The organism is Acutalibacter caecimuris (assembly GCF_034335085.1).
Lineage (GTDB): Bacteria > Bacillota > Clostridia > Oscillospirales > Acutalibacteraceae > Acutalibacter > Acutalibacter caecimuris.
In genome coordinates this window covers 93472-113118 of record NZ_JAWXXJ010000005.1, presented here as the reverse complement: position 1 = coordinate 113118, position 19647 = coordinate 93472, and the positions used below count along the sequence as shown (strand labels likewise).

At 55.7% G+C, this 19647-nt stretch carries 19 protein-coding genes; 10 read left to right on the top strand and 9 right to left on the bottom strand.

Annotation, left to right across the window (positions count from 1 at the left end):
- Positions 1-242: 242 nt before the first annotated feature.
- Both U8U01_RS04685 and U8U01_RS04680 read left to right on the top strand, forming a co-directional pair.
- Positions 243-674: an MmcQ/YjbR family DNA-binding protein gene (locus tag U8U01_RS04685; RefSeq protein WP_322171044.1), complete on the top strand. Its 432-nt coding sequence runs from the start codon at positions 243-245 to the stop codon at positions 672-674.
- A gap of 72 nt (positions 675-746) precedes the next feature.
- A complete protein-coding gene (locus U8U01_RS04680) occupies positions 747-2087 on the top strand; it encodes an MATE family efflux transporter (protein ID WP_322171041.1) in 1341 nt (446 codons plus the stop codon).
- 93 nt (positions 2088-2180) lie between these two features.
- Here the strand turns inward: U8U01_RS04680 and U8U01_RS04675 are convergent, their stop codons facing one another.
- Entirely contained in the window at positions 2181-3368 is a 1188-nt protein-coding gene (locus U8U01_RS04675) for a phosphopentomutase (protein WP_322171039.1), read from the bottom strand.
- Positions 3369-3381: 13 nt separating this feature from the next.
- A complete protein-coding gene (gene deoD / locus U8U01_RS04670; RefSeq protein ID WP_322171036.1) occupies positions 3382-4098 on the bottom strand; it encodes a purine-nucleoside phosphorylase in 717 nt (238 codons plus the stop codon).
- A gap of 243 nt (positions 4099-4341) precedes the next feature.
- Here deoD and U8U01_RS04665 point away from each other — a divergent pair, with 243 nt between their 5' ends.
- Genes U8U01_RS04665 through U8U01_RS04655 form a run of 3 tightly spaced genes read left to right on the top strand, consistent with a single transcriptional unit; the run spans position 4342 to position 7515 of the window.
- Positions 4342-4716: a GntR family transcriptional regulator gene (locus U8U01_RS04665; RefSeq protein ID WP_322171033.1), complete on the top strand. Its 375-nt coding sequence runs from the start codon at positions 4342-4344 to the stop codon at positions 4714-4716.
- Positions 4713-5615 (top strand): ABC transporter ATP-binding protein, encoded by a 903-nt coding sequence (locus U8U01_RS04660; protein WP_322171031.1) that lies wholly within the window; start codon positions 4713-4715, stop codon positions 5613-5615. The genes U8U01_RS04665 and U8U01_RS04660 overlap by 4 nt, the downstream gene beginning before the upstream one ends.
- On the top strand, positions 5590-7515 hold the full coding sequence (locus tag U8U01_RS04655; protein WP_322171028.1) for a hypothetical protein: 1926 nt from the start codon (positions 5590-5592) through the stop codon (positions 7513-7515). The genes U8U01_RS04660 and U8U01_RS04655 overlap by 26 nt, the downstream gene beginning before the upstream one ends.
- 70 nt (positions 7516-7585) lie before the next feature.
- Here the strand turns inward: U8U01_RS04655 and U8U01_RS04650 are convergent, their stop codons facing one another.
- The 7 genes from U8U01_RS04650 to tgt all read right to left on the bottom strand — a co-directional run bounded on the left by U8U01_RS04650 (position 7586) and on the right by tgt (position 13849).
- Positions 7586-7939: an ATP-binding cassette domain-containing protein gene (locus U8U01_RS04650; RefSeq protein ID WP_322171228.1), complete on the bottom strand. Its 354-nt coding sequence runs from the start codon at positions 7937-7939 to the stop codon at positions 7586-7588.
- Positions 7836-9335 (bottom strand): ABC transporter ATP-binding protein, encoded by a 1500-nt coding sequence (locus U8U01_RS04645; protein ID WP_322171026.1) that lies wholly within the window; start codon positions 9333-9335, stop codon positions 7836-7838. Before U8U01_RS04645 ends, U8U01_RS04650 begins: the two co-directional genes overlap by 104 nt.
- 330 nt (positions 9336-9665) lie before the next feature.
- Positions 9666-10514: a DUF3737 family protein gene (locus tag U8U01_RS04640; protein WP_322171024.1), complete on the bottom strand. Its 849-nt coding sequence runs from the start codon at positions 10512-10514 to the stop codon at positions 9666-9668.
- Between the two features lie 147 nt (positions 10515-10661).
- Positions 10662-11666, bottom strand: a complete 1005-nt coding sequence (locus U8U01_RS04635; protein ID WP_322171021.1) for a DUF4349 domain-containing protein — start codon at positions 11664-11666, stop codon at positions 10662-10664.
- Between the two features lie 124 nt (positions 11667-11790).
- Positions 11791-12168: a TIGR04086 family membrane protein gene (locus tag U8U01_RS04630; protein ID WP_322171018.1), complete on the bottom strand. Its 378-nt coding sequence runs from the start codon at positions 12166-12168 to the stop codon at positions 11791-11793.
- 121 nt (positions 12169-12289) lie between these two features.
- Entirely contained in the window at positions 12290-12625 is a 336-nt protein-coding gene (gene yajC, locus U8U01_RS04625) for a preprotein translocase subunit YajC (protein WP_322171015.1), read from the bottom strand.
- A gap of 93 nt (positions 12626-12718) precedes the next feature.
- A complete protein-coding gene (tgt, locus tag U8U01_RS04620; RefSeq protein ID WP_322171012.1) occupies positions 12719-13849 on the bottom strand; it encodes a tRNA guanosine(34) transglycosylase Tgt in 1131 nt (376 codons plus the stop codon).
- Between the two features lie 323 nt (positions 13850-14172).
- On the opposite strand from tgt, the gene U8U01_RS04615 reads away from it, so the two are divergent.
- The 5 genes from U8U01_RS04615 (at position 14173) to U8U01_RS04595 (ending at position 19603) form a co-directional block, all read left to right on the top strand.
- The gene (locus U8U01_RS04615) at positions 14173-14847 is read left to right on the top strand and encodes a response regulator transcription factor (protein WP_322171009.1); all 675 of its coding nucleotides are present in this window, start codon (positions 14173-14175) and stop codon (positions 14845-14847) included.
- Positions 14844-16097 (top strand): sensor histidine kinase, encoded by a 1254-nt coding sequence (locus U8U01_RS04610; RefSeq protein WP_322171007.1) that lies wholly within the window; start codon positions 14844-14846, stop codon positions 16095-16097. The genes U8U01_RS04615 and U8U01_RS04610 overlap by 4 nt, the downstream gene beginning before the upstream one ends.
- Positions 16098-16242: 145 nt before the next feature.
- Positions 16243-16902, top strand: a complete 660-nt coding sequence (locus U8U01_RS04605) for a polyphosphate polymerase domain-containing protein (protein ID WP_322171005.1) — start codon at positions 16243-16245, stop codon at positions 16900-16902.
- A 59-nt stretch (positions 16903-16961) separates the two neighbouring features.
- Positions 16962-17633 carry a DUF4956 domain-containing protein gene (locus tag U8U01_RS04600; protein ID WP_322171002.1) on the top strand — a complete coding sequence of 224 codons (672 nt, stop codon included), beginning with the start codon at positions 16962-16964 and terminating at the stop codon, positions 17631-17633.
- 17 nt (positions 17634-17650) lie between these two features.
- A complete protein-coding gene (locus U8U01_RS04595; RefSeq protein ID WP_322171000.1) occupies positions 17651-19603 on the top strand; it encodes a CotH kinase family protein in 1953 nt (650 codons plus the stop codon).
- Positions 19604-19647 lie beyond the last annotated feature (44 nt).

The window sequence follows — 19647 nt, the reverse complement described above, 5'->3', positions numbered from 1 at the left end:
TCTCGAAACACACTCTCACTTTCAATCTATCAAAACAAAGACATAACTATAAAAATTATTTTAATTCTATCATCCCCAAATAATCCATGCCAAAACCCCGCAAGAACCCCCTAATACCCCGCCAAGAACCCCTTACTATCCCTGTAATATCCCCTTATAATCTCCCCCAAACAGCCCAAATCCCCCGTTTTCCGCCCAAAATCCGCCCGGTTTTTCAACGCAAAGCGCATTTTTTGTGCACAATGCCCGCAAAAATCCCCCAGGAGGCCCATATGGACATAGGCACCCAACGCCGGCTGATCATCGAAATCGCCGCCCAAAATCTTGGCGCCACCGCCGAGTACCTCTGGCCCCGCACCCCGGAGGCTTTCGTCCTCCGGCACCCCGCCAATGGCAAGTGGTTTGCCGTAGTTATGCGGGTTTCCGGCCCCACCCTGGGCCTCCCCACCCCCGGCGAGGTGGACGTCCTCAACGTAAAATGCAGCCCCCTGCTCACCGGCTCCCTCCTGGCAGAGCCGGGCTTTTTGCCCGCCTACCACATGAACAAACTCCACTGGGTTTCCGCCCTATTGGACGGCCCCCTAACGGAAACCGCCCTCTCCCAACTGCTGGAAATGAGCTGCCAAAATGTAGCCCCCACCCCCAAAAAAGCCCGTAAAACCGGGGTTTTTTAGCCCCAATCCCCCCGCCCTTCCCCGCAAAAAACCGCCGCAAAACCGGCAATTCTGAACAGGAGTGATACACATATGGCAGCCAGCCAGGACTTCTCCACCGGCTCCGTCAAGCGGCAGATCATCGCCCAGGCCGTCCCCCTGACCGTCGCGCAGGTCGTGCAGCTTCTCTACAATGTAGTGGATAGGATCTATATCGGCCATCTACCTCTTGTGGGTGATGTTGCCCTCACCGGCCTAGGTGTCACCTTCCCCGTCATTGTGCTGGTTGCCGCCTTTACCAGCCTTTTCGGCAGCGGGGGAACCGCGCTGTTCTCCATCGCCCGCGGCCGCCGTGATGAGGAGGAAGCCTCGTGCATTCTGGGCAATGTTTTCGCCCTCCTGCTGCTTTCTTCCGGGGTCCTTTTCGCCCTCTGCTACCCGCTACGCCGGCCGGTTTTGCTGCTTTTCGGGGCCAGCCAGGCCTCTGTCCCCTACGCCGACCAGTACCTGCAAATCTACCTGTTCGGCACGGCCTTCTCCATGCTCTCCACCGGCCTGAACGGCTACATAAACGCCCAGGGTTTCCCCAAAACCGGTATGCTTACCACCATTTTGGGTGCCGCCATTAACATTGCCCTAGACCCGCTGTTTATCTTCGTTTTTGGCATGGGCGTGCGGGGGGCGGCGCTGGCCACCGTGCTCAGCCAGGCAGCCTCTGCCGGATGGGTACTGCGGTTCCTTACAGGCAAAAAAGCCCTGTTGCGCCTCCGTGCCAGCCGGGTCAAAATCAGCCTAAAACGCACCAAAGCCATTGTAGCCATCGGTATGCCCGGCTTTGTGATGCAAGGTACCAACAGCCTGGTACAAATCGTATGCAATAACCAGTTGCAAGCCTTTGGCGGCGACCTGTACGTAGGCATTATGACCGTGCTCAACTCCGTGCGGGAGATCCTCTCCTTGCCGGTTATGGGCATCAGTAACGGGGCGCAGCCCGTTTTAGGGTTCAATTATGGCGCAAAAAAGCCCCATCGTGTCAAAGAGGGGATCCGTTTCACGTCCGTGCTTGGCATCCTCTACACCCTGCTGGCCTGGGGCGTAGTCATGCTCATTCCCCGCCAGATGATCGGCATTTTCTCCAACGATGCCCAAATCGTCCACACCGGCGCGCATATGCTGAACCTCTACTTCTTTGGGTTCTTTTTCATGGCCTTCCAGTTTGTAGGGCAAACCACCTTTCAATCCTTAGGCAAGGCCAGACAGGCCATTTTCTTCTCCCTGTTCCGCAAAGCCTTTATCGTGGTGCCGCTGACCCTCCTGCTGCCCGCCATTGGCTTTGGCGTAGAAGGGGTATTCCTGGCTGAGCCCATCTCCAACGCCATTGGTGGGCTGGCCTGTTTCCTTACCATGTGGTTCCTGATCTACCGTAAGCTATAAACGGCTGAAACGATCGCATATTTCGAGGTTGAAAACAACCGTATTCATCAGTAAAAGTGCCGCGGAATCCTTCCCGCGGCACCTTTTTGTAGATTATGATAGCTGCTCTAAAATGGAGTAGCCGATGGTCCCTTCCGGCATAGGTACGCCAAAATTAGCGGCAATGGTCGCCCCGATAACCGCAAAGCTATCCGCCGTACCCAAGGATCCGTGCCCGCTCATCGCGGGGGCATACAGCAGCAAGGGGGTTCGCTCCCGCGTATGGTCGGTACCCCGGAAAATGGGGTCGTTTCCGTGGTCGGCTGTGACCATCAGCAGGTCATCCTGTCCCATACGGCGAAGGAGCTCGCCCAGCTTTTTGTCAAAGCGCTCCAGTTCGGCAGCATATCCCTGGGGGTCACGGCGATGGCCCCATAGGGCGTCAAAGTCCACCAGGTTCACGAAACAGAGCCCCGTAAAGTCCCGCTCCGCCAGCGCTAAAACCTGCTCCATGCCGTGGACAGAACTTTGGGAACGGTTCGCCTCCGTGAGCCCCTCCCCGTCGAAAATATCGTAAATCTTCCCCACGGAGATCACGTCCAGCCCCGCCCCTTTCAAGGCGTCCAGGCAGGTTTTCCCGTAGGGTTTCAGGGCATAATCATGGCGGTTGCTGGTGCGCTTAAACTCGCCCCGCTTTCTGCCCACATAGGGCCGGGCGATCACCCGGCCTACCCGCCATTCCTCCCGCATGGTCAATTCCCTGGCAATCTGGCAGCAGCGGTACAGTTCCTGCAACCCAAACGTTTCCTCGTTGCCGCATATCTGTAGTACTGAGTCGGCTGAAGTGTAGACAATCATATGTCCCTTCTCAATTTCTTCCTCCCCCAACTCGTCCAGTATTTCTGTACCGCTGGCACTTTTATTGCCGATGATCTGCCGCCCCGTCCGGCAGGACAGTTCTGCAATCAGTTCCGGCGGGAAACCCGTATCGGTAAATGTGCGGAAGGGCTGGGTAACAGAAAGGCCCATCATCTCCCAGTGGCCGGTCATGGTGTCCTTGCCATTGCTGGCCTCTTCCAGGGCCATATGGTAGCCCAAAGGATGCTCCACCGGCGGCAATCCCGGCACAGGGCGCAGGTTTGCTATCCCCAGCCGGCACAGGTTGGGGATACACAGGCCAGCAGCCCCGGCTATGTGGCCCAAGGTGTCCGCCCCCTCGTCCCCAAACCGGGCCGCATCCGGCATAGCCCCAATGCCTAAGGAGTCGATTACGATCACAAAGACCCGCTTATACCGTTTCATCGCTATACCCTCTTTAGGCAATTTCCAGGGCAATCTGCATCATGTCCCGGAAACTCACCTGCCGCTCTTCTGCCGAAAGCCCTTCCCTCGTGGAAGGGTTGTCAGAGATCGTCAGCAGGCACAGGGCCCGCTTGCCTGCCCGGGCCGCATTCATGTAAAGGGCGGCAGCCTCCATCTCCACAGCCAGTACGCCCATCTTCTGCCAGGCCTGCAACGCGCCGGTGTTGTCTGAATAGAACACATCGGAGGACAGGATATTGCCCGCCACGGTTTTGATACCCAGCCGCTCACCGGCCTCTGCGGCAGCCCGGGCCAGGCTGAAATCAGCAATAGGCGCAAAGGTACCGGGCAACTGGTACTGGGCGGCATAGTTGGAATCCGTGCTGGCCCCTACGCCGATGACCACATCCCGCAGCCCGGCCTTTTCACTAAGGGTACCGGCCGAGCCGACGCGGATGATCTGCTCTACCCCGTAAAAATGGAACAGCTCGTACGTGTAAATCCCCACTGAGGGCATACCCATGCCGCCACCCATCACGGTGACGGGCTTACCCTGGTAGCTGCCGGTATAGGCCAGCATATTGCGCACAGTGTTCACACAGGCCGCCTCTGTCAGAAAGGTTTCCGCGATAAATTTAGCCCGCAGGGGGTCGCCGGGCATCAGGACTGTGGGGGCAATCTGGCCCAGCTTGGCTGCGTTGTGGGGGGTCGGGATATTGGGTGTGCTCATGGTGCTCGCTCCTTTTTCTTGGGCTGCGCAGGGGCACATGGCCGCCGGCTTGCCTGTACTTTATTTTTATTATAACAGATTGCGGCGTAAATTGCAAAGGGCCTGGGCCCTAATTGTGGAAAAACTGCACGATGCCCTCTATAAAAAGCTTTGAAAAATTAAATTTTCCCCCTTGACAAGGCCGACGCATAGGTGTATGCTTTAACTGTACTAATCGAAATAGTACAGATGGAGGTGTCGAGCTTGTTTACCGTCGATTACAAAAGCGGCCTGCCAATTTTTGAGCAGATCTACCGTAGCGTCATCAAGCTGGGGGCCGCAGGGGCCTTTGGTGAAACAGGGCAGTTGCCCTCTGTGCGGGCCGTGGCAAAGGGGCTGGGTGTAAACCCCAACACCGTGCAGAAAGCCTACGCCATGCTGGAACGTGACGGGGTAATCTACTCGGTGCCGGGGAAGGGTTCTTTTCTGGCAAAGCCAGAGGCCGTGTGGGAGAAACGCCGGGCTGAGGCCCTGGCCCGGGTACAGGAGGCCGTACGGGAGGCCTTGGAGTGCGGCGTGGAGTACGGCGCACTCCAGGCAGCCCTGGAGGATTCTCGGAAAAAGGAGGAAACAACATGATTGCGTGTAAAGGTGTCAGCAAACGGTTCGGCGGGCTTACGGCCTTGGATCAGGTCAGCCTGACTATACCTAAGGGCAGTATTTTCGGGCTAGTGGGCTCTAACGGTGCGGGCAAGTCCACTTTACTGCGTATCTTGGCGGGGGTATACCACCCGGAAGAGGGCGAGGCCCTGCTGGATGGCACATCGTCGTGGAAAAATACCGCCCTAAAAAGCCGCATCCGGTTGATGGCGGACGAGTTGTGGTTCCCTGCCCATTCCACCCTCTTGCAGATGGGCAAAGCTATGGCCGGGTTCTACCCCGGCTGGGATATGGGGTACTTCCAGCGGCTGTGCAAAGTGTTCCCAGTTAACGAAAAGGCCCGGTACGGCTCCCTGAGCAAGGGCAACCGCCGCCAGGCCGGGCTTATTTTAAGCCTGGCCTCCCGCCCGGATGTACTGCTGCTGGACGAAGTGTTCGACGGGCTGGATCCCGTGGTGCGCAAGCTGGTGAAAAAGCTGCTGGCAGAAGAATCCGCCGACCGGGAGATGACCACCGTCCTGGCCTCCCATAACCTGCGGGAAATGGAAGATCTCTGCGACACATTGGCCCTGTTGCACAAGGGCGGCGTAGTGCTGGAGCAGGATTTGGACAGTATGCGGCTGTGCCTGCAACGGGTGCAGGTGGTGTTCCCACAAATGCCGGAGCAGGCGGCCCTGCGGCAAAAGCTGTGCATCACCAGTTGGGAGATCAGCGGCTCCTTGGTGACCTTTGTGGCAAGGGGCAGCCAAGAAGAAGTTTTGGCCGCAGTAGACAGTTTCTCCCCTTCTTTCCGGGAAACAGTGCCCTTGTCGTTGGAGGAAGTATTTATCAGTGAAATGGAGGCGTCAGGTTATGACATCAACAATATCCTCGGCTAAAAAACATACCGGTATCGGCACGGTCTTTCTCTGGCAGGCCCGGCAGGGCTTGGGCCTGACCATTGCATATATTGGCATTTTTATGGCTGTTTGTCTGATATCGCCCCACTATATGCCCTCACACGAGTTTTTCATCCAGAGTTTCTGCGCAGTGGCCTTTGCCCTGGTGCTGCCGGCCTTCCACTTTGGCGACTGCTTTAAGCGGGCCCAGGCGGACCTGTGCCACGCCATGCCCGTCAGCCGCAACGATTGGTTCTGGGGGCGGCTGCTGGCGTCCCTGGTGAGCCTGTGGCTGCCGCTGATCCCCGGCATGACCTTGCGCACCCTGATTGCCCACGACAACTGGCACAATCTGCCGGGCGACCTGATGATGCTGGGCATATTCGCCACGGCCACGCTGCTGCTGTTCACCCTATGCGCCGTGGCCAGCGGCACCTACTTTGAGTACGGGATCCTCGCGGTGCTGCTAACGGTCTGCCCCACGGCGATCTGCTGGCAGACCATTCTCCTGATCCTGCGGACAGTGCCCTATGAAACCTCTTCCTGGATCAACCGCACAGAGGTCTACCACGTCTTTACGCCGCCGCTGCACGTGATCATGGTAGGTTTCAACCAGAGCGGCTTGGGCTGGCCGATGGTGGCAACCGCCCTGCTGCTTTTGCCTATGGCCGGGGCAAGCTGGTACCTGTACCACCGGCGGGCGAGCGAGGATTCCGGCATAAGCCGCCGCTGCAAGCCCATGGAGCTCTTTCTGCGGACGCTGCTGGGCCTGACTGCCTGCATCACAGCCGGGCACCTGCTCACCGCCCTGGTGTTTGACTATACGGCCGGCGACGCGGGCATCCCCCTGACTTTGGGGAGCATGGCCCTAGCCCTGGTGCTTACCTGGCTGGCCGCCGAGTTTTGCTGGAAATCCAGCCTAAAGGGGCTGGCCCGCCACTGGGGGACGCTGGCGGTTTCTACCGGGCTGGCAGTTCTGATGGTGGCGGCGATCTCCACCGGCCTGGGGCTGGACACCCCGCCGCCGGACCCGGCGGACATTGCCTTTGCCGACCTATCCCTGCCCATAGAGCAGGGGGCATATTTTTCCCACGGAATGGCGCGGACGGTTTCCGGCCGGGCGGAAGAGGAGCTGTGGATCCAGACAGGTGTGTCCAGCGAGGGGGCAATCGAAAAGGTCCGCCTGCTCCATCAGAAATTACAGGAGTTGGAACGGGCCTCCCAGTACCCCTACCTGCCCGGACGGCGGGCTTATGAGCCCCCCATGCTGCTTTCCCTGCACTATTGGCTGAAGGACGAGGGCTCCGCCTACACAAACTACCGCTATAACACCCCGCGTAACGCCCAGGCGGACAGTTTGATGGCGGAGTGCCGGGCCTTGCAGCGGGAGCTGCTGGGGTCTGAGGAATACGTGGACAGCCTGTTCCCTGTGTTCGCCATTGATACGGTCTGCCGGGTGTACAAGCGAACCTTAGAGGATTATGAGGAAAACGGCGCGCCTATGTCGCCCCAGGATTACTACGCCACGGATGACCCCGAGGAAACCTACGAGGAGAAGTCGCTGCCACTTACCGAACTGCCCGCCGGGTTCGAGGAGCGGCTGGAAAAAGCCCTGCGGGAGGACTTTGCCGCGTGCCGCTACCCCTCTTACCGCGGCGCAGTTACGGACCCAGAAAACACGGTCTATATGCTGTTCTACAAGCCCAATCAGCCATTTACCGCAAAGGGCGGGATCCTGCATGAATGGCTATATGACGGCACAGGAGGAGAACGCACCACCTCCGCTGACGGGAAGGAGCTGGTTTTAGCCGCCCCCTCCTCAGACTATATGTCTTTCGCTGTATCACAGGAGATGACCTCTACCTGGACCCTGCTGGAAAAGGAATATCCGGCTGGCTAAGGGATCGCCAATCAACAAAAAAGGACAGGTGGGCACAGCCCATCCGTCCTTTTTCTATCCTTTTATACCCTTACAGCGCGGCCGAGGCCCGGTACAGGCCAGCATACACGCCGTTTTGATCCATCAACTGCTGGTGGGTGCCCTGTTCGCAGATGCCCTCTTCGTCCAAGACCGCAATGCGCCCGGCCTCCCGCACAGTGGAAAGCCGGTGGGCGATCACCAACGTAGTGCGGGGCCGCCCACCACTGCCCCTTGCAAGCTGTTCCAGACTTTGCTGCACCAGCTTTTCGCTGTGGCTGTCCAGGGAACTGGTAGCCTCGTCAAAAATCAGCACCGGAGGGTCCTTCAAAAACACCCGTGCAATAGACAACCGCTGCTGCTGCCCCCCCTGAGATCCTGACCCCGTGGGGACCAATCTCCGCATCATAGCCGCCGGGGAGCTTTTTTATAAACTCATGGGCCCCGGCCAGCTTGGCCGCCTGGATAATTTCATCACGGGTGGCGCCGGGGCGGCCATAGGCGATGTTCTCTGCCGCCGTACCCGTGAACAGGTACACATCCTGCTGTACCACACCCACGTTCTGCCGCAGGGTACGCAGGGGGATATCCTCTACCGGCACGCCGTCCAGCAACACATGGCCCTTTTGGGGCTGGTAGAACCGGGGGATCAGGGCACAGAGGGTGGTTTTCCCCACCCCAGAGGCCCCTACCAGCGCCACATATTCCCCGGCCTCCACGGTCAAATCCAGCCCGGAAAAGACCTGCTCCCCCTGGCCATAGCGGAATTCCGCCTGCTGGAACTGGATCTTGCCCTGAATCTTTTCAGGCCCGGCAGAGACCGGCTGGTCTTTGATTTCAGGCTGGGTGTCCAGCAGTTCCCGGTAACGGCGAAACCCAGTGCGGCCTTCTTGTAACAGCCGGCTGGTGTTCACCAGGCCCTGTACCGGGCCCATAAAGTAGCCAAGGTACAGCAGGAACAGCAGCAGGTCGGCCAGGGTCATGGCCCCACGGGTAATGGCCAGCCCGCCAAACACCACCACCGCTATGGGCAGCAGGGCCGAGAAGGCATCCATACCACAATAGAGTTTGCTCTCACTTTGGTAGCCGGCCCGGCGATCCTCCAAAAACTGCCGGTTATGGCGAGAGAATTTCTCTTCCTCCACCGCCTCGCCCGCAAAGGACTGTACCACCCGAATGCCAGAGAGAGAGTCCTCGGCCTGGGCATTGATCCGCGCCATACTCTGGCGGGAGCGCTCCATTGCCGCACCCATCTTCCGGTTATAGCGCAGCGTAAAAATCAGCATAAACGGCAGGAAAGCCAGGATGATCAACGTGGTCTGCCAGTGGACACTGAGCAGAATCGCCGTTGCACCCAGGAATTTGATGGTGAAGATCAGCAAATCCTCTGGCACATGATGGAAGAATTCCGCTAGGGATAGGGTATCGTTGGTGATGCGGGACATCAGGTCACCCACTGTATGTTCATCATAGTAGCTAAAGGACAGGCGCTGGCAGTGGCAGAACATCCGCGCACGCATATCCCGCTCAATCTTTGCGCCCAGGTAGTGGCCCTGGTAATCATAAAAATAGGTACATAGCGTCTGTAGCAACACAAGAGCCGCCAGCCCAAGCCCTGCCCAAAGCACGCTGGGTATCTCCTCCGGGCCGCTGTCCAGCAAACTGTCCGCAACGGCGCGCACGCCCAAAGGGATCAGCAACGCTATACCGACAGTAGCCAGGGCACAGAGCAGGTCGGCAACGAACAGGCCCTGGTAGGGTTTATAAAACGAGATCAATTCTTTAAATTGCTTTTTACTCAAAACTGAGTTCCTCCTTGTAGTTAGGGAGGAACTTTAGCAGCCAACTATCCTCCCATTGTTGATGGTGATATTGACATAGCAAGCTTTCATATGTTACCGTTCCTTTCCGTTTCGATTTAGAACGCAGTAGGTTCGCTGCGGCAGTTCCTGTTAACTATACCACAGCAAAGGAAGAGGTGTCAAGTAGAGAATGGCATGAAAAACCAGTACAAGAAATGGCCGGGGCTACCATATGCAAAGCCCCGGCCTAACCGGCATGGTGTATGCTGTTCCGTGTTACAAAAAAGCGGCTGGCTATCTTATGGACCTAGCGGTTTCAGCCCTAAGCACTTAGGCGCAGCAGTATTGTTTACCCACCACGATCTCCCCTTTGGACTCTGGGTCATCACGGATAATCTCCCCCACACAGGGCACGGTAATTTTACCGGAAAGGGGGTTCTTAATGCTGTCAATGGGGGCAGTCAAGGTGGCTTCCACCTCCGACTTCTCAAAACTCAAATCCGTGCCAACCATCTCACAGTTGACCAGCTTGAGGCCTTTACAGTAGCACAGGGGTTGGGTTCCCATGATCTTGCAGTTCTCAAAAGTCACGTTCTCGCAGTACCAGGCCAGGTACTCTCCCTTGATAGTACTGTTGCGTACGGTTATGTTTTTGGCGTGCCAAAAGGCATCTTTGGTATCAAAATCACAGTTTTCAAAGGTAGAGCCCTCAATGTACTGGAAAGAGTACTTGCCCTTTAGACGCACATTATTAAATTGCAGGCCGTCGGAACGCATCATGAAGTACTCGCCCTCTACAGACACGTCCTCCATACGCACATGGTGGTTAAACCAGCCAAATTCCGGGGAGATGACATGGCAATTTTGCATAAGGATGTCGCTGCACTCCCGCAGGGCTTTGATGCCGTGGAGTTTTGTATCTGTAATCGTAATATGCTGGCTGTACCAGAGTGCCGCCCGGCATTGGTCCGTCATCTGGCTGTTACGGATAGCCAGTCCGTCGTCATGCCAAAATGGGTAGCGCAGGTTAAAAAAGCAGTGCTCCGCAGCTACGTCCCGGCACTCCTTAAAGGCGCTCTCGCCGTCAGCAGGACCGTCAAAGGAACAGTTTTTTACTGTAATACCTACGCTGCCGTACAAGGCGCGCTCTTCGTCAAAGGTTTTATTTTCAATGACCATGCTTTATGCTCCTTTTTACAGGGGATTGGCCGCGGTCGCCGATGTACACCGCAGCTTTTGGATTGTATACCATTATACTCCACTTTCCCTCAAAAAGCAAATGTCTGGAAAGCATACCTTACTATGCCTCAAAAGCATAGTATGCCATTATTGCCGCCCCGCTTTTTCTTTTTGGGCGTTTTCCTGCATAGAGCGCAGGATTTCTTTTTGCTCCTTGCGGCTCTCGCGGATCTGGCGGCGTCGTTTGGCTGTGAGCAGCAGGACTACAACTGCTATAACACCCAGCAGCCCCAAAGTAGGCAGGTGGGTTACGATAAACAACCCCAACTCCTGGAAAAACACCAGGATACCACGGGCATCGTCCTTCATGCCTGAAACCGCCCGGCTCCCCCAGGTTTCAGGCTCCGGCTCGGTAAGTTCCACTACCTCCTGTAGGTTGAGGGTTACCGTGCTGTAATCGATCTGGTCATCGAACACCCGTAGGGCAGACTCATAGTTTTGCAACTCATACCGTACGGCAGTCAGCCTTTCCTCCAATGCCAGGATATCCTCCAGGCTTTCGGCTTTCCCTAAAAGCTCTAACAGGCGCTCCTGCTCTACGCGCAGGGCGTCCCGGTGGCTTTGGGTATCTACATATTGAAGGGTTACGTCCTCCTCGCTCGTGGAGCGCTGAAGGACATTGCAATTCTCTCCCACCGCACTGAGAAAATCTTCCAGCTTGTCCGCGGGCACCCGTAGTGCCAGGTAGCAGTTTCGCCGCTCGTTCCGGTCGGCATAGATCTCAGAATTTTCCACATAGCCCCCGGCCTCAGCCAAACGGCCGTGCAGCCAGGCCAAAAAACCGTCATAGTCCTCTGATTCGGCCTCCATATGTACGGTGGTAATCAACTTGCGGCCGGAGCGGGCCGAGGACGTCCCGGTTTCTTCTATCGTGTCCCCCTCCCCATAAGGAGAAAGATCCCCTTCACTGGCACTGGCTCCCGCAGCCGACATCCGTTCCGCATAGTCTTCGTTGTATGGCCCTTCTGCTGCGCTTGACACGCTGCCGGTGGTTTCCGCACCTGCGCTGCCCTTCCCGCCACACCCGGCAAAGCTTATCACCATAAGCAGGGCCAGTGCCCAAACCAGCCAAGTTCCCCGTTTGTTCCCCATGATCCCCTCTCCCTTCACAAACAGCAGTTTTATTTACAGTATAGCAGGTTGTGAAGGTTTTTTCAAGCAAAACAGCCAAATTGTAATCGAAGGTTACAGCATTGTTATAGAATGGGGCGATCGTTCAGAATTTGACCTTTTGCTTACGGTTTGCACCCAAAATACCGCCGATAGCCCCGCTGAGCAGGACAGCCGCGCCTTTACCGGCACTGGCCGGGCCGGGCTGGCCCTGAAACAGCAAAAACGTCACCAGGCCGGCGCACAGCAAAAAGACCAACCCTGCTGCAAGCCCCAGCAGCAAGCCTTTTTCCCGCATGGATAGGGCGGTAAAAAAGCCGGACAGGAACACAGCCCCACAGGCAATCAAGGTTGTGATAAGGGGCAGGGCGCCCCTGGGCAGGCTGCCGCTACGGCATACCACAAAGGCAGCCACAGAAAGCAGTAGCATAGAAACTGCCGCAGTCAGGACGGACGAAAGTATCAAGGCTTTGACCCATTTCATAACAAAAAGACCTCACAGCTCATAGAATTCACCGGTTATGGGAAATACATATGAGCCGTGGGGCCTTTTTATTCCTGCTTTAGGGCCTGCCGGCTTACCGGGGCCCATTTATACCAAATAACTAGGCGTCGTCCTCGTGCACGGTATCCACGCTACCAATAGCCCAGCGCTTGATCCTCAGCTTGGACTTATCACTGCCAGTTTCGATAATGACGGAATCGGACTCCTCCTTTACCGCCACAATGCGCCCGCAAATACCCCCAATGGTGGTGATCTCATCACCCACCTGAGCATTTTTGCGCATTTCTGCCTCTTTTTTCTTCTTTTTGTTCTGGGGGCGGAAAAAGATGAAATACAGCGCTACGAAGAACAGGCCGTAGACCAAAATCATCACGATCAGGCTCATGCCTCCGCCTGCACCTGCGGCGGCAGCGTCCAATAGCTTTAGGTTGTACATCTTGTGTGAACACATCCCTTCCAATGATTACTACTGATTATATCAGGAAAACCCCCAATATGCAAGCGCTTTCTGGAAGGATTTTTCCGGCGGCTAAATCCGGCGGCCCAGCACCTCCACATTTTCCCGGTAAAAGCTTGCAAAGCACCCTTCGTCCAGGGCATCCCGTATCTTTTCCATTAGGTGGTTGTAGAAGTATAGGTTGTGCATCACCGTCAAGCGCATGGCCAGCATCTCCCCTGCCTTGAACAGGTGGTGGATATAGGCACGGCTGAACTTTTGGCAGACCGGGCAGCCACAACTGGGATCCAGCGGGGTTTCGTCCAGCACATATTTGGCGTTCAGGAGGTTGCGTACCCCCTCACTGGTAAAGGCGTGGCCATGGCGGGCATTGCGGGTAGGCATTACACAGTCGAACAGGTCCACCCCCCGATACACCGCCTCTAAAATATTGACCGGGGTGCCTACCCCCATCAGGTAGCGGATCTTATCCACAGGCATATAGGGCTCAATAGCCTCAATCACCGCGTACATCTCCGGGGCAGGCTCCCCTACCGCCAGGCCGCCAATACCGTAGCCGTCCAGGCCCATATCCGCGATCCGTTTCATATGCTCTATCCGCAAATCCGTATAGGTACAGCCCTGGTTGATGCCGAACAGCAGTTGGTGGGGGTTCAGGGCGCCCTCCTGGGCGTTGAGCCTGGCCATCTCCACTTTGCAGCGTTCCAGCCAGCGGGCCGTGCGGCCACAGGAGTTTTTGGCATACTCATAAGGGGCAGGGTTCTCCACACACTCATCAAAGGCCATGGCAATGGTCGAACCCAAATTGGACTGGATGCGCATACTCTCCTCCGGGCCCATAAAGATCCTGCGCCCATCAATATGGGAGGCAAAGGTCACACCTTCCTCCCGGATATTCCGCAGCTTTGCCAGGGAAAACACCTGGAAACCGCCACTGTCCGTAAGTACCGGGCCATCCCAGCCGGTAAACTTGCGTATGCCGCCTAGGGATTTTACGGTTTCATCACCGGGGCGCAAGTGCAAGTGGTAAGTGTTGCATAGCTGTACCTGGCAGCCCAGTTCCTTCAGATCAAACGCCGAAACAGCGCCTTTAATGGCCCCGGCCGTGGCAACGTTCATAAAGCCAGGGGTCTGTACCGTGCCGTGCACGGTGGTGAAAGCGCCCCGCCGGGCAGCACCCTCTTTTTTTATCAACTGGTACATGAGTTCCTCCTATAAAACGGTGTTTTTTTATTATACACGGTATGCCGCTGCTTTTCAATGGTTTTATTCCTGTTCGCCGTCTAGCCGCCGGTTCGGCCTTGGCAGCACCAAGAGTTGGCTATGCCAACTCCGCGACCGTCGAAGATATCAAACACACCCTTTGGGCGCGCCCATTCCCATAGGGTGGTTCATTTTTTAGTATAGGGAAGGTATTGCTTCGCCTGCCGCTTTTTGGTACAATAGCCGGGAGCAGGCCGACTTTATAGCCTATGCGTAGGGCCGGCCCTATACAGCCAAAATGCTTTGCAGATGGAGGTATCCCCATGAAATTGCTCTATGCGGAGGACGAGCCCGCTATGTCGGAGGCCGTAACGGATATACTGTCCTACCACCACTACCTGGTGGATCCGGTATATGACGGACAGGACGCGCTGGACTACGCTTTGACTGGGCAATACGATGGCATTATCCTGGATATTATGATGCCTTGGCGAAACGGATTGGAAGTATTACAAGGGATCCGCAACGCCGGGAACCGCACACCTGTTTTGCTGCTGACCGCCCGGGCGGAGGTAGAAGACCAGATCCGGGGGCTTGATTTGGGCGCAGACGATTACCTGCCTAAGCCCTTTTCCATGGAACTGCTACTGGCAAGGGTACGTGCCCTGCTGCGCCGCCGGGAAGAGTACACCCCCAATGTCCTGCGGTGCGGGAATATCAGTCTAAACCAAAAGACCTATACCCTCTCCGGCGGAGGGAAACAGTTTGTACTGCCCCGGCAGGAGTACCTTTTGATGGAACTGCTTATGCTAAACCACGGCATTTATCTTTCTACCGAGGAATTGCTCTGCCGGGTATGGGGGTATGATACCGATACGGAATTGGGCGCGGTGTGGGTATATATTTCCTATCTGCGCAAGCGTCTGGCTGCCCTGGGGGCCAATATACGCATTGCCGCCAAACGGAACCTTGGGTATACACTGGAGGTGATGGGATGATACGGAGTTTGCAGCACAGGTTTGTGTTTACCGCTATGGCAGCTATTACCGCGCTCATCCTTCTGCTGCTGGGAGCAATAAACGGGGCCAACCTGTACCTGGTCAATGTCCGGCTGGAACATACTTTACAGATGCTAGGTGACACCGGTGGCGATGTGGGAAGGCTACCGCCCCCACAGGCGCCTAATACACCCGGAAAAGGGTTCGGCCTGCCAGAGATGCACCGCAACGACTACGATACCTTTATGGGCTCCAACTACTTTGTGGTGCGTTTTGACAGCGCAGGCAAGGTGGTGTTTGTGGATGTAAGCCGCACATCACAGGTTAGCCGGGAGCAGGCTTTGGCCCTGGCGGAAGAGGTTACCAGCCAGGATAAAGATACCGGGGACAGAGGGCAGTTCCGTTACCTTGTAAAAAAAGTTCCACCGCTTGGGACTTCCGTGTTGTTTTTGGACACCACAAGTGAAGGGCTGGCTTGCCTGTGGGTGCTGTTGCTTTCCGGTGGGGCCGGGCTCGTCTGTTGGGGGCTGATGTTGGCCGTGGTCGTTTTACTGTCCCAGCGGGCTATACGGCCCATTGCTGAGAACATAGAGCGGCAAAAGCAGTTTGTTACCAATGCCGGCCACGAGCTAAAAAACCCGCTTGCAATCATACAGTCCAACACGGAGGCTATGGAACTTTATACCGGCCCTAACAAGTGGAGCCGGAATATACGGGCCCAGACCGGGCGGCTGGATGGGCTGGTAAAGGAATTATTGCTGCTGGCCCGCATGGATGAAGGCGCTGCCACTGCCCAACCAGAAGTATTTTCACTGGACGCACTGTTGGAGGAAACGCTAGCCGGATTCCTCCAGCCCCTGGAAACCAGTGGCCTGCAACTGGCCCGTGAGGTAAGCCGGGATATACGTATACGGGCCGACAGGGGGCAGATACGGCAACTTATCTCTATTCTGTTGGATAATGGGATCCGGCACGGGGATAGGGGCGGCGAACTTGTAGTTTCCCTGGCCCGAAAAGAGAGCCGCGCCAATTTGCAGGTAAAAAACACCTGTGCCTCCCCACCCCCTGTGCCGCCGGATAAACTCTTCGAACGGTTTTACCGGGGCGACAGCGCCCGGAGCCAAAAAAGCGGCGGGTATGGAATCGGGTTGGCTGTGGCAAAGTCTATTGCCCAGGCGAACGGGGCCAAAATTTCCGCCTGCTACCTGGAGGGATATATTGCTTTTTCCGTGCGTTTCCGCTTACAATGAGTTCCTTGGCACAAGATGCCCTCCCTTTTGGGAGGGCATCTTTGCTTTACCCTTTTTTGTCAGTAGACAAGCTACTTCTAAGGCTGATTTAAGGTTGCCATGGTATGCTTTGCCTGGAAGAAACAAAAAGTGAGGTGATACCTAAATGAAACTGCGACATGAATGGAAACATACCCTTGGCCCCGGTGATTTACCGGCTTTACGTGCCCGGTTATCGGCTGTGCTACAGCCTGACCCCCATGCCGTGGACGGGCGGTACGCTATCCGCAGCCTGTATTTTGATACCCCCGGCGATAGGGCCCTGTGGGAGAAAATCAACGGGGTAAATAGGCGGGAAAAGTTCCGGCTGCGGTATTATAACGGTGATACAGGGTTTATCCTGCTGGAAAAAAAGGTAAAGCAAAACGGCTTATGTGGGAAAGCACAATCCCGCATCAGCCACACTACAGCCCTGGCGCTGCTTGAAAAACGTACTGCCTGTGTACAAGATGCGCTGTGTCAGGAATTGTGCCGGAAAATGGCCACTGCGGGGCTGGGACCAAAGGCCATTGTAGATTATACAAGAGAGGCTTTCCTCTACCCACCGGGCAATGTACGGGTTACTTTGGACTACGGCCTTCGCGTTGCCCTTCACTGCAATGGCTTTTTGGATCCGAACTGCCTTTGCATACCGGTAGAGGCCCCCACGATTCTAGAGGTAAAATGGGACGGTTTTCTGCCATCCCTTATCCGGGATTTGGTACAGACGCCTGGCGTCCGTACCAGTGCATTTTCCAAATATGCCGCCTGCCGTATTTACGGGTAGGCCGGCATACTTAACTTGTAATAGCGGTATCTTAAAAAATAACAAAGGAGCAAATCCATATGACTTTTCAAGACATTTTTAAATCCAGTTTTCTGGAAAGGGCTGACAGTGTTTCGCTACTGAACATGGCGTTGGCACTGATCCTGTCTTTTGGCATCGGGCTGTTCATCTGCCTTATCTACAAGAAAACCTTTGCAGGGGTCATGTACTCCTCTGGTTTCGGGATCACGTTGGTAGCTATGTCCATGACCACTACCCTGGTCATTTTGGCTGTTACCTCTAACGTCGTACTGTCCCTGGGCATGGTGGGTGCCTTGTCCATTGTGCGTTTCCGGGCAGCCATCAAGGAGCCACTGGACATTGCCTTCCTGTTTTGGGCCATTGCGGCGGGTATCGTGCTGGCAGCAGGGCTCATCCCCCTGGCTGTATTTGGCAGCGTGGCCATTGGGGCGGTGCTGCTTGTATTCGCCAACCGGAAAGCCCACTTCAACCCCTATATCCTAGTCGCGAGCTGCCGGGATACAGATAGCGAAACCAGGGCCATGCAGTTTATCCGGGAACAGGTAGGCAGATGTGTAGTGAAAAGCAAAACCGTACGGGAAGATGGCATTGAGTTGAACCTGGAAATACGCATGAAGAGCAGCGAAACCCAGTTTGTCAACCTGTTAGCCGGAATGGACGGCGTCAGCCACGCGGTGCTGGTCAGCTATAATGGCGATTATATGGTTTGAACTGGAAGGAGCATGGTATGTCAACACATAAGCATTTCGAACGCATATGCTGTGGGGTGCTGGCCGGAACCCTTCTGCTGACAATCCTCTTTTTGCAGGGAAACGCCTTGGGGCTGCAACAAGTTGCAAAAACCGTGGGGTATATGGAGAGGCTGTTCGATACTTCGACTGTACACACCATCGACATAGTGATGAAGGATTGGGAAACATTCCTCAGCACCTGCGAAAACGAAGAATACAACCTCTGTTCCCTCGTCATTGACGGGGAGGCCTACCAAAACGTAGGGCTGCGGGCTAAAGGCAATACCTCGCTGACCCAGGTGGCCGCTTACGGCAACGACCGGTACAGTTTCAAGGTAGAGTTCGACTGCTATGACGCCGGCAAAACCTACTACGGGCTGGATAAGCTGAGCCTAAACAACCTGATACAGGACAACACCTGCATGAAAGACTATCTATGCTACCAGTTGATGGGACAGTTTGGCGTAGCCGCCCCCCTGTGCAGCTATGTATGGCTAACGGTAAACGGCGAGGACTGGGGGCTGTATCTGGCTGCGGAAGGCGTGGAAGAGGGTTTCTTGCAACGAAACTACGGCAACAACTACGGCCAGCTTTATAAACCAGACAGCCAAGACTTTGGAGGCGGCAGAGGGAATGGCGGCGGCTTTGATATGGCAGACTGGCAGAATGAAGATATGCCTACGCCTCCTGCTATGCAAAATCCGGCCAATGCCCAGGACATACCCGTCCCTTCTGAGGGAACTGGCAGTCGGGCAGATGGAGAGGCCCCCCATATGCAGTTTCCACCGGATAGGCAGGATGGCCTAGACCACCAATACCCACCAGAGGGGACATCTGAGGAAGGCTTGGACGAAAACACAGAACAGTCATTCCCCGCATCAGGCGATCGTCCCTTTTCACGTGAAGATCAACCGGATGCCGTCGATGGGTTTGGCGGCTTTATGCAGAAAAACTTCGGCGGCATGGGCAGCAGCGATGTATCTCTGATTTATACGGACGATTCGTATGCCAGCTATCAGAATATCTTTGACAATGCAAAAACCGCCGCCACGGATGTGGATAAAGACAGGCTCATTGCCGCCCTAAAGCAGTTGAACAACGGCGAAAATATAGAAAATGTAGTGGATATAGAGCAGGTAATACGATATTTTGTGGTGCACAACTTTGTATGCAATTTCGACAGCTATACCGGCTCCATGATCCATAACTACTACCTGTATGAGGACAACGGACAACTGGCGATGATCCCCTGGGACTATAACCTGGCTTTTGGAGGCTTTATGGGAGCACAAGATGCCAGCGCCCTAGTGAATTACCCCATTGACACCCCTGTTTCCGGGGGAACGGTAGAATCCCGGCCCATGCTGGCTTGGATATTCTCCGACGACAATTATATGCAGATTTACCACCAGTACTTCCAGCAATTTCTGGCCGAAGTGTTTGAATGCGGCTATTTTGCGGAAGAGCTTGACCGGGTACGGACACTGATCCAGCCTTATGTAGAAAAAGACCCCACAAAATTTTGCACATATGGGCAGTTTGAGGCAGGGGTCGATACCCTAAAAGAGTTTTGCTTACTGCGGGCCCAAAGTATCAGCGGCCAACTGGAAGGGTCTATCCCCTCTATCTCCGAGGGGCAGGCACAACAGCCTGAGGCGTTGCTTGACGCTGCCAACGTAGATATATCCGCGATGGGCGGTATGGACAATAGCCGGGCTGGCGCCGGAAAACCTTCATCGGCGGAGGACGGGGATACAGCCGCCTCCCCGTTTGATAGACAGCCAAGAGGTGAGCAGCCACCCAGCGGGACAATACGCGGAGCCGGAGAGGGCGTAGTGGCTGCAAACACCTCCCTGCCTATTGGGCAGGGCAACTGGGTTGTTGGAATCTGCGCCATCTGCTTGCTGGCAGCCCTCCTACTAACCTCCCTTTATCAAAAACGCGCGTAATAATAGGCAGTTTCTCCTGCGATCAAACGGGGAAATTGCCTATA

Bases quoted from the DNA above. Each gene is read 5' to 3' on its own strand.
- U8U01_RS04685 (WP_322171044.1), top strand. From the start codon at position 243: ATGCCCGCAAAAATCCCCCAGGAGGCCCATATGGACATAGGCACCCAA.
- U8U01_RS04680 (WP_322171041.1), top strand. From the start codon at position 747: ATGGCAGCCAGCCAGGACTTCTCCACCGGCTCCGTCAAGCGGCAGATC.
- U8U01_RS04675 (WP_322171039.1), bottom strand. From the start codon at position 3,368: ATGAAACGGTATAAGCGGGTCTTTGTGATCGTAATCGACTCCTTAGGC.
- deoD (WP_322171036.1), bottom strand. From the start codon at position 4,098: ATGAGCACACCCAATATCCCGACCCCCCACAACGCAGCCAAGCTGGGC.
- U8U01_RS04660 (WP_322171031.1), top strand. From the start codon at position 4,713: ATGATTGCGTGTAAAGGTGTCAGCAAACGGTTCGGCGGGCTTACGGCC.
- U8U01_RS04655 (WP_322171028.1), top strand. From the start codon at position 5,590: ATGACATCAACAATATCCTCGGCTAAAAAACATACCGGTATCGGCACG.
- U8U01_RS04650 (WP_322171228.1), bottom strand. From the start codon at position 7,939: ATGCGGAGATTGGTCCCCACGGGGTCAGGATCTCAGGGGGGGCAGCAG.
- U8U01_RS04640 (WP_322171024.1), bottom strand. From the start codon at position 10,514: ATGGTCATTGAAAATAAAACCTTTGACGAAGAGCGCGCCTTGTACGGC.
- U8U01_RS04635 (WP_322171021.1), bottom strand. From the start codon at position 11,666: ATGGGGAACAAACGGGGAACTTGGCTGGTTTGGGCACTGGCCCTGCTT.
- U8U01_RS04630 (WP_322171018.1), bottom strand. From the start codon at position 12,168: ATGAAATGGGTCAAAGCCTTGATACTTTCGTCCGTCCTGACTGCGGCA.
- yajC (WP_322171015.1), bottom strand. From the start codon at position 12,625: ATGTACAACCTAAAGCTATTGGACGCTGCCGCCGCAGGTGCAGGCGGA.
- tgt (WP_322171012.1), bottom strand. From the start codon at position 13,849: ATGTACCAGTTGATAAAAAAAGAGGGTGCTGCCCGGCGGGGCGCTTTC.
- U8U01_RS04615 (WP_322171009.1), top strand. From the start codon at position 14,173: ATGAAATTGCTCTATGCGGAGGACGAGCCCGCTATGTCGGAGGCCGTA.
- U8U01_RS04610 (WP_322171007.1), top strand. From the start codon at position 14,844: ATGATACGGAGTTTGCAGCACAGGTTTGTGTTTACCGCTATGGCAGCT.
- U8U01_RS04605 (WP_322171005.1), top strand. From the start codon at position 16,243: ATGAAACTGCGACATGAATGGAAACATACCCTTGGCCCCGGTGATTTA.
- U8U01_RS04600 (WP_322171002.1), top strand. From the start codon at position 16,962: ATGACTTTTCAAGACATTTTTAAATCCAGTTTTCTGGAAAGGGCTGAC.
- U8U01_RS04595 (WP_322171000.1), top strand. From the start codon at position 17,651: ATGTCAACACATAAGCATTTCGAACGCATATGCTGTGGGGTGCTGGCC.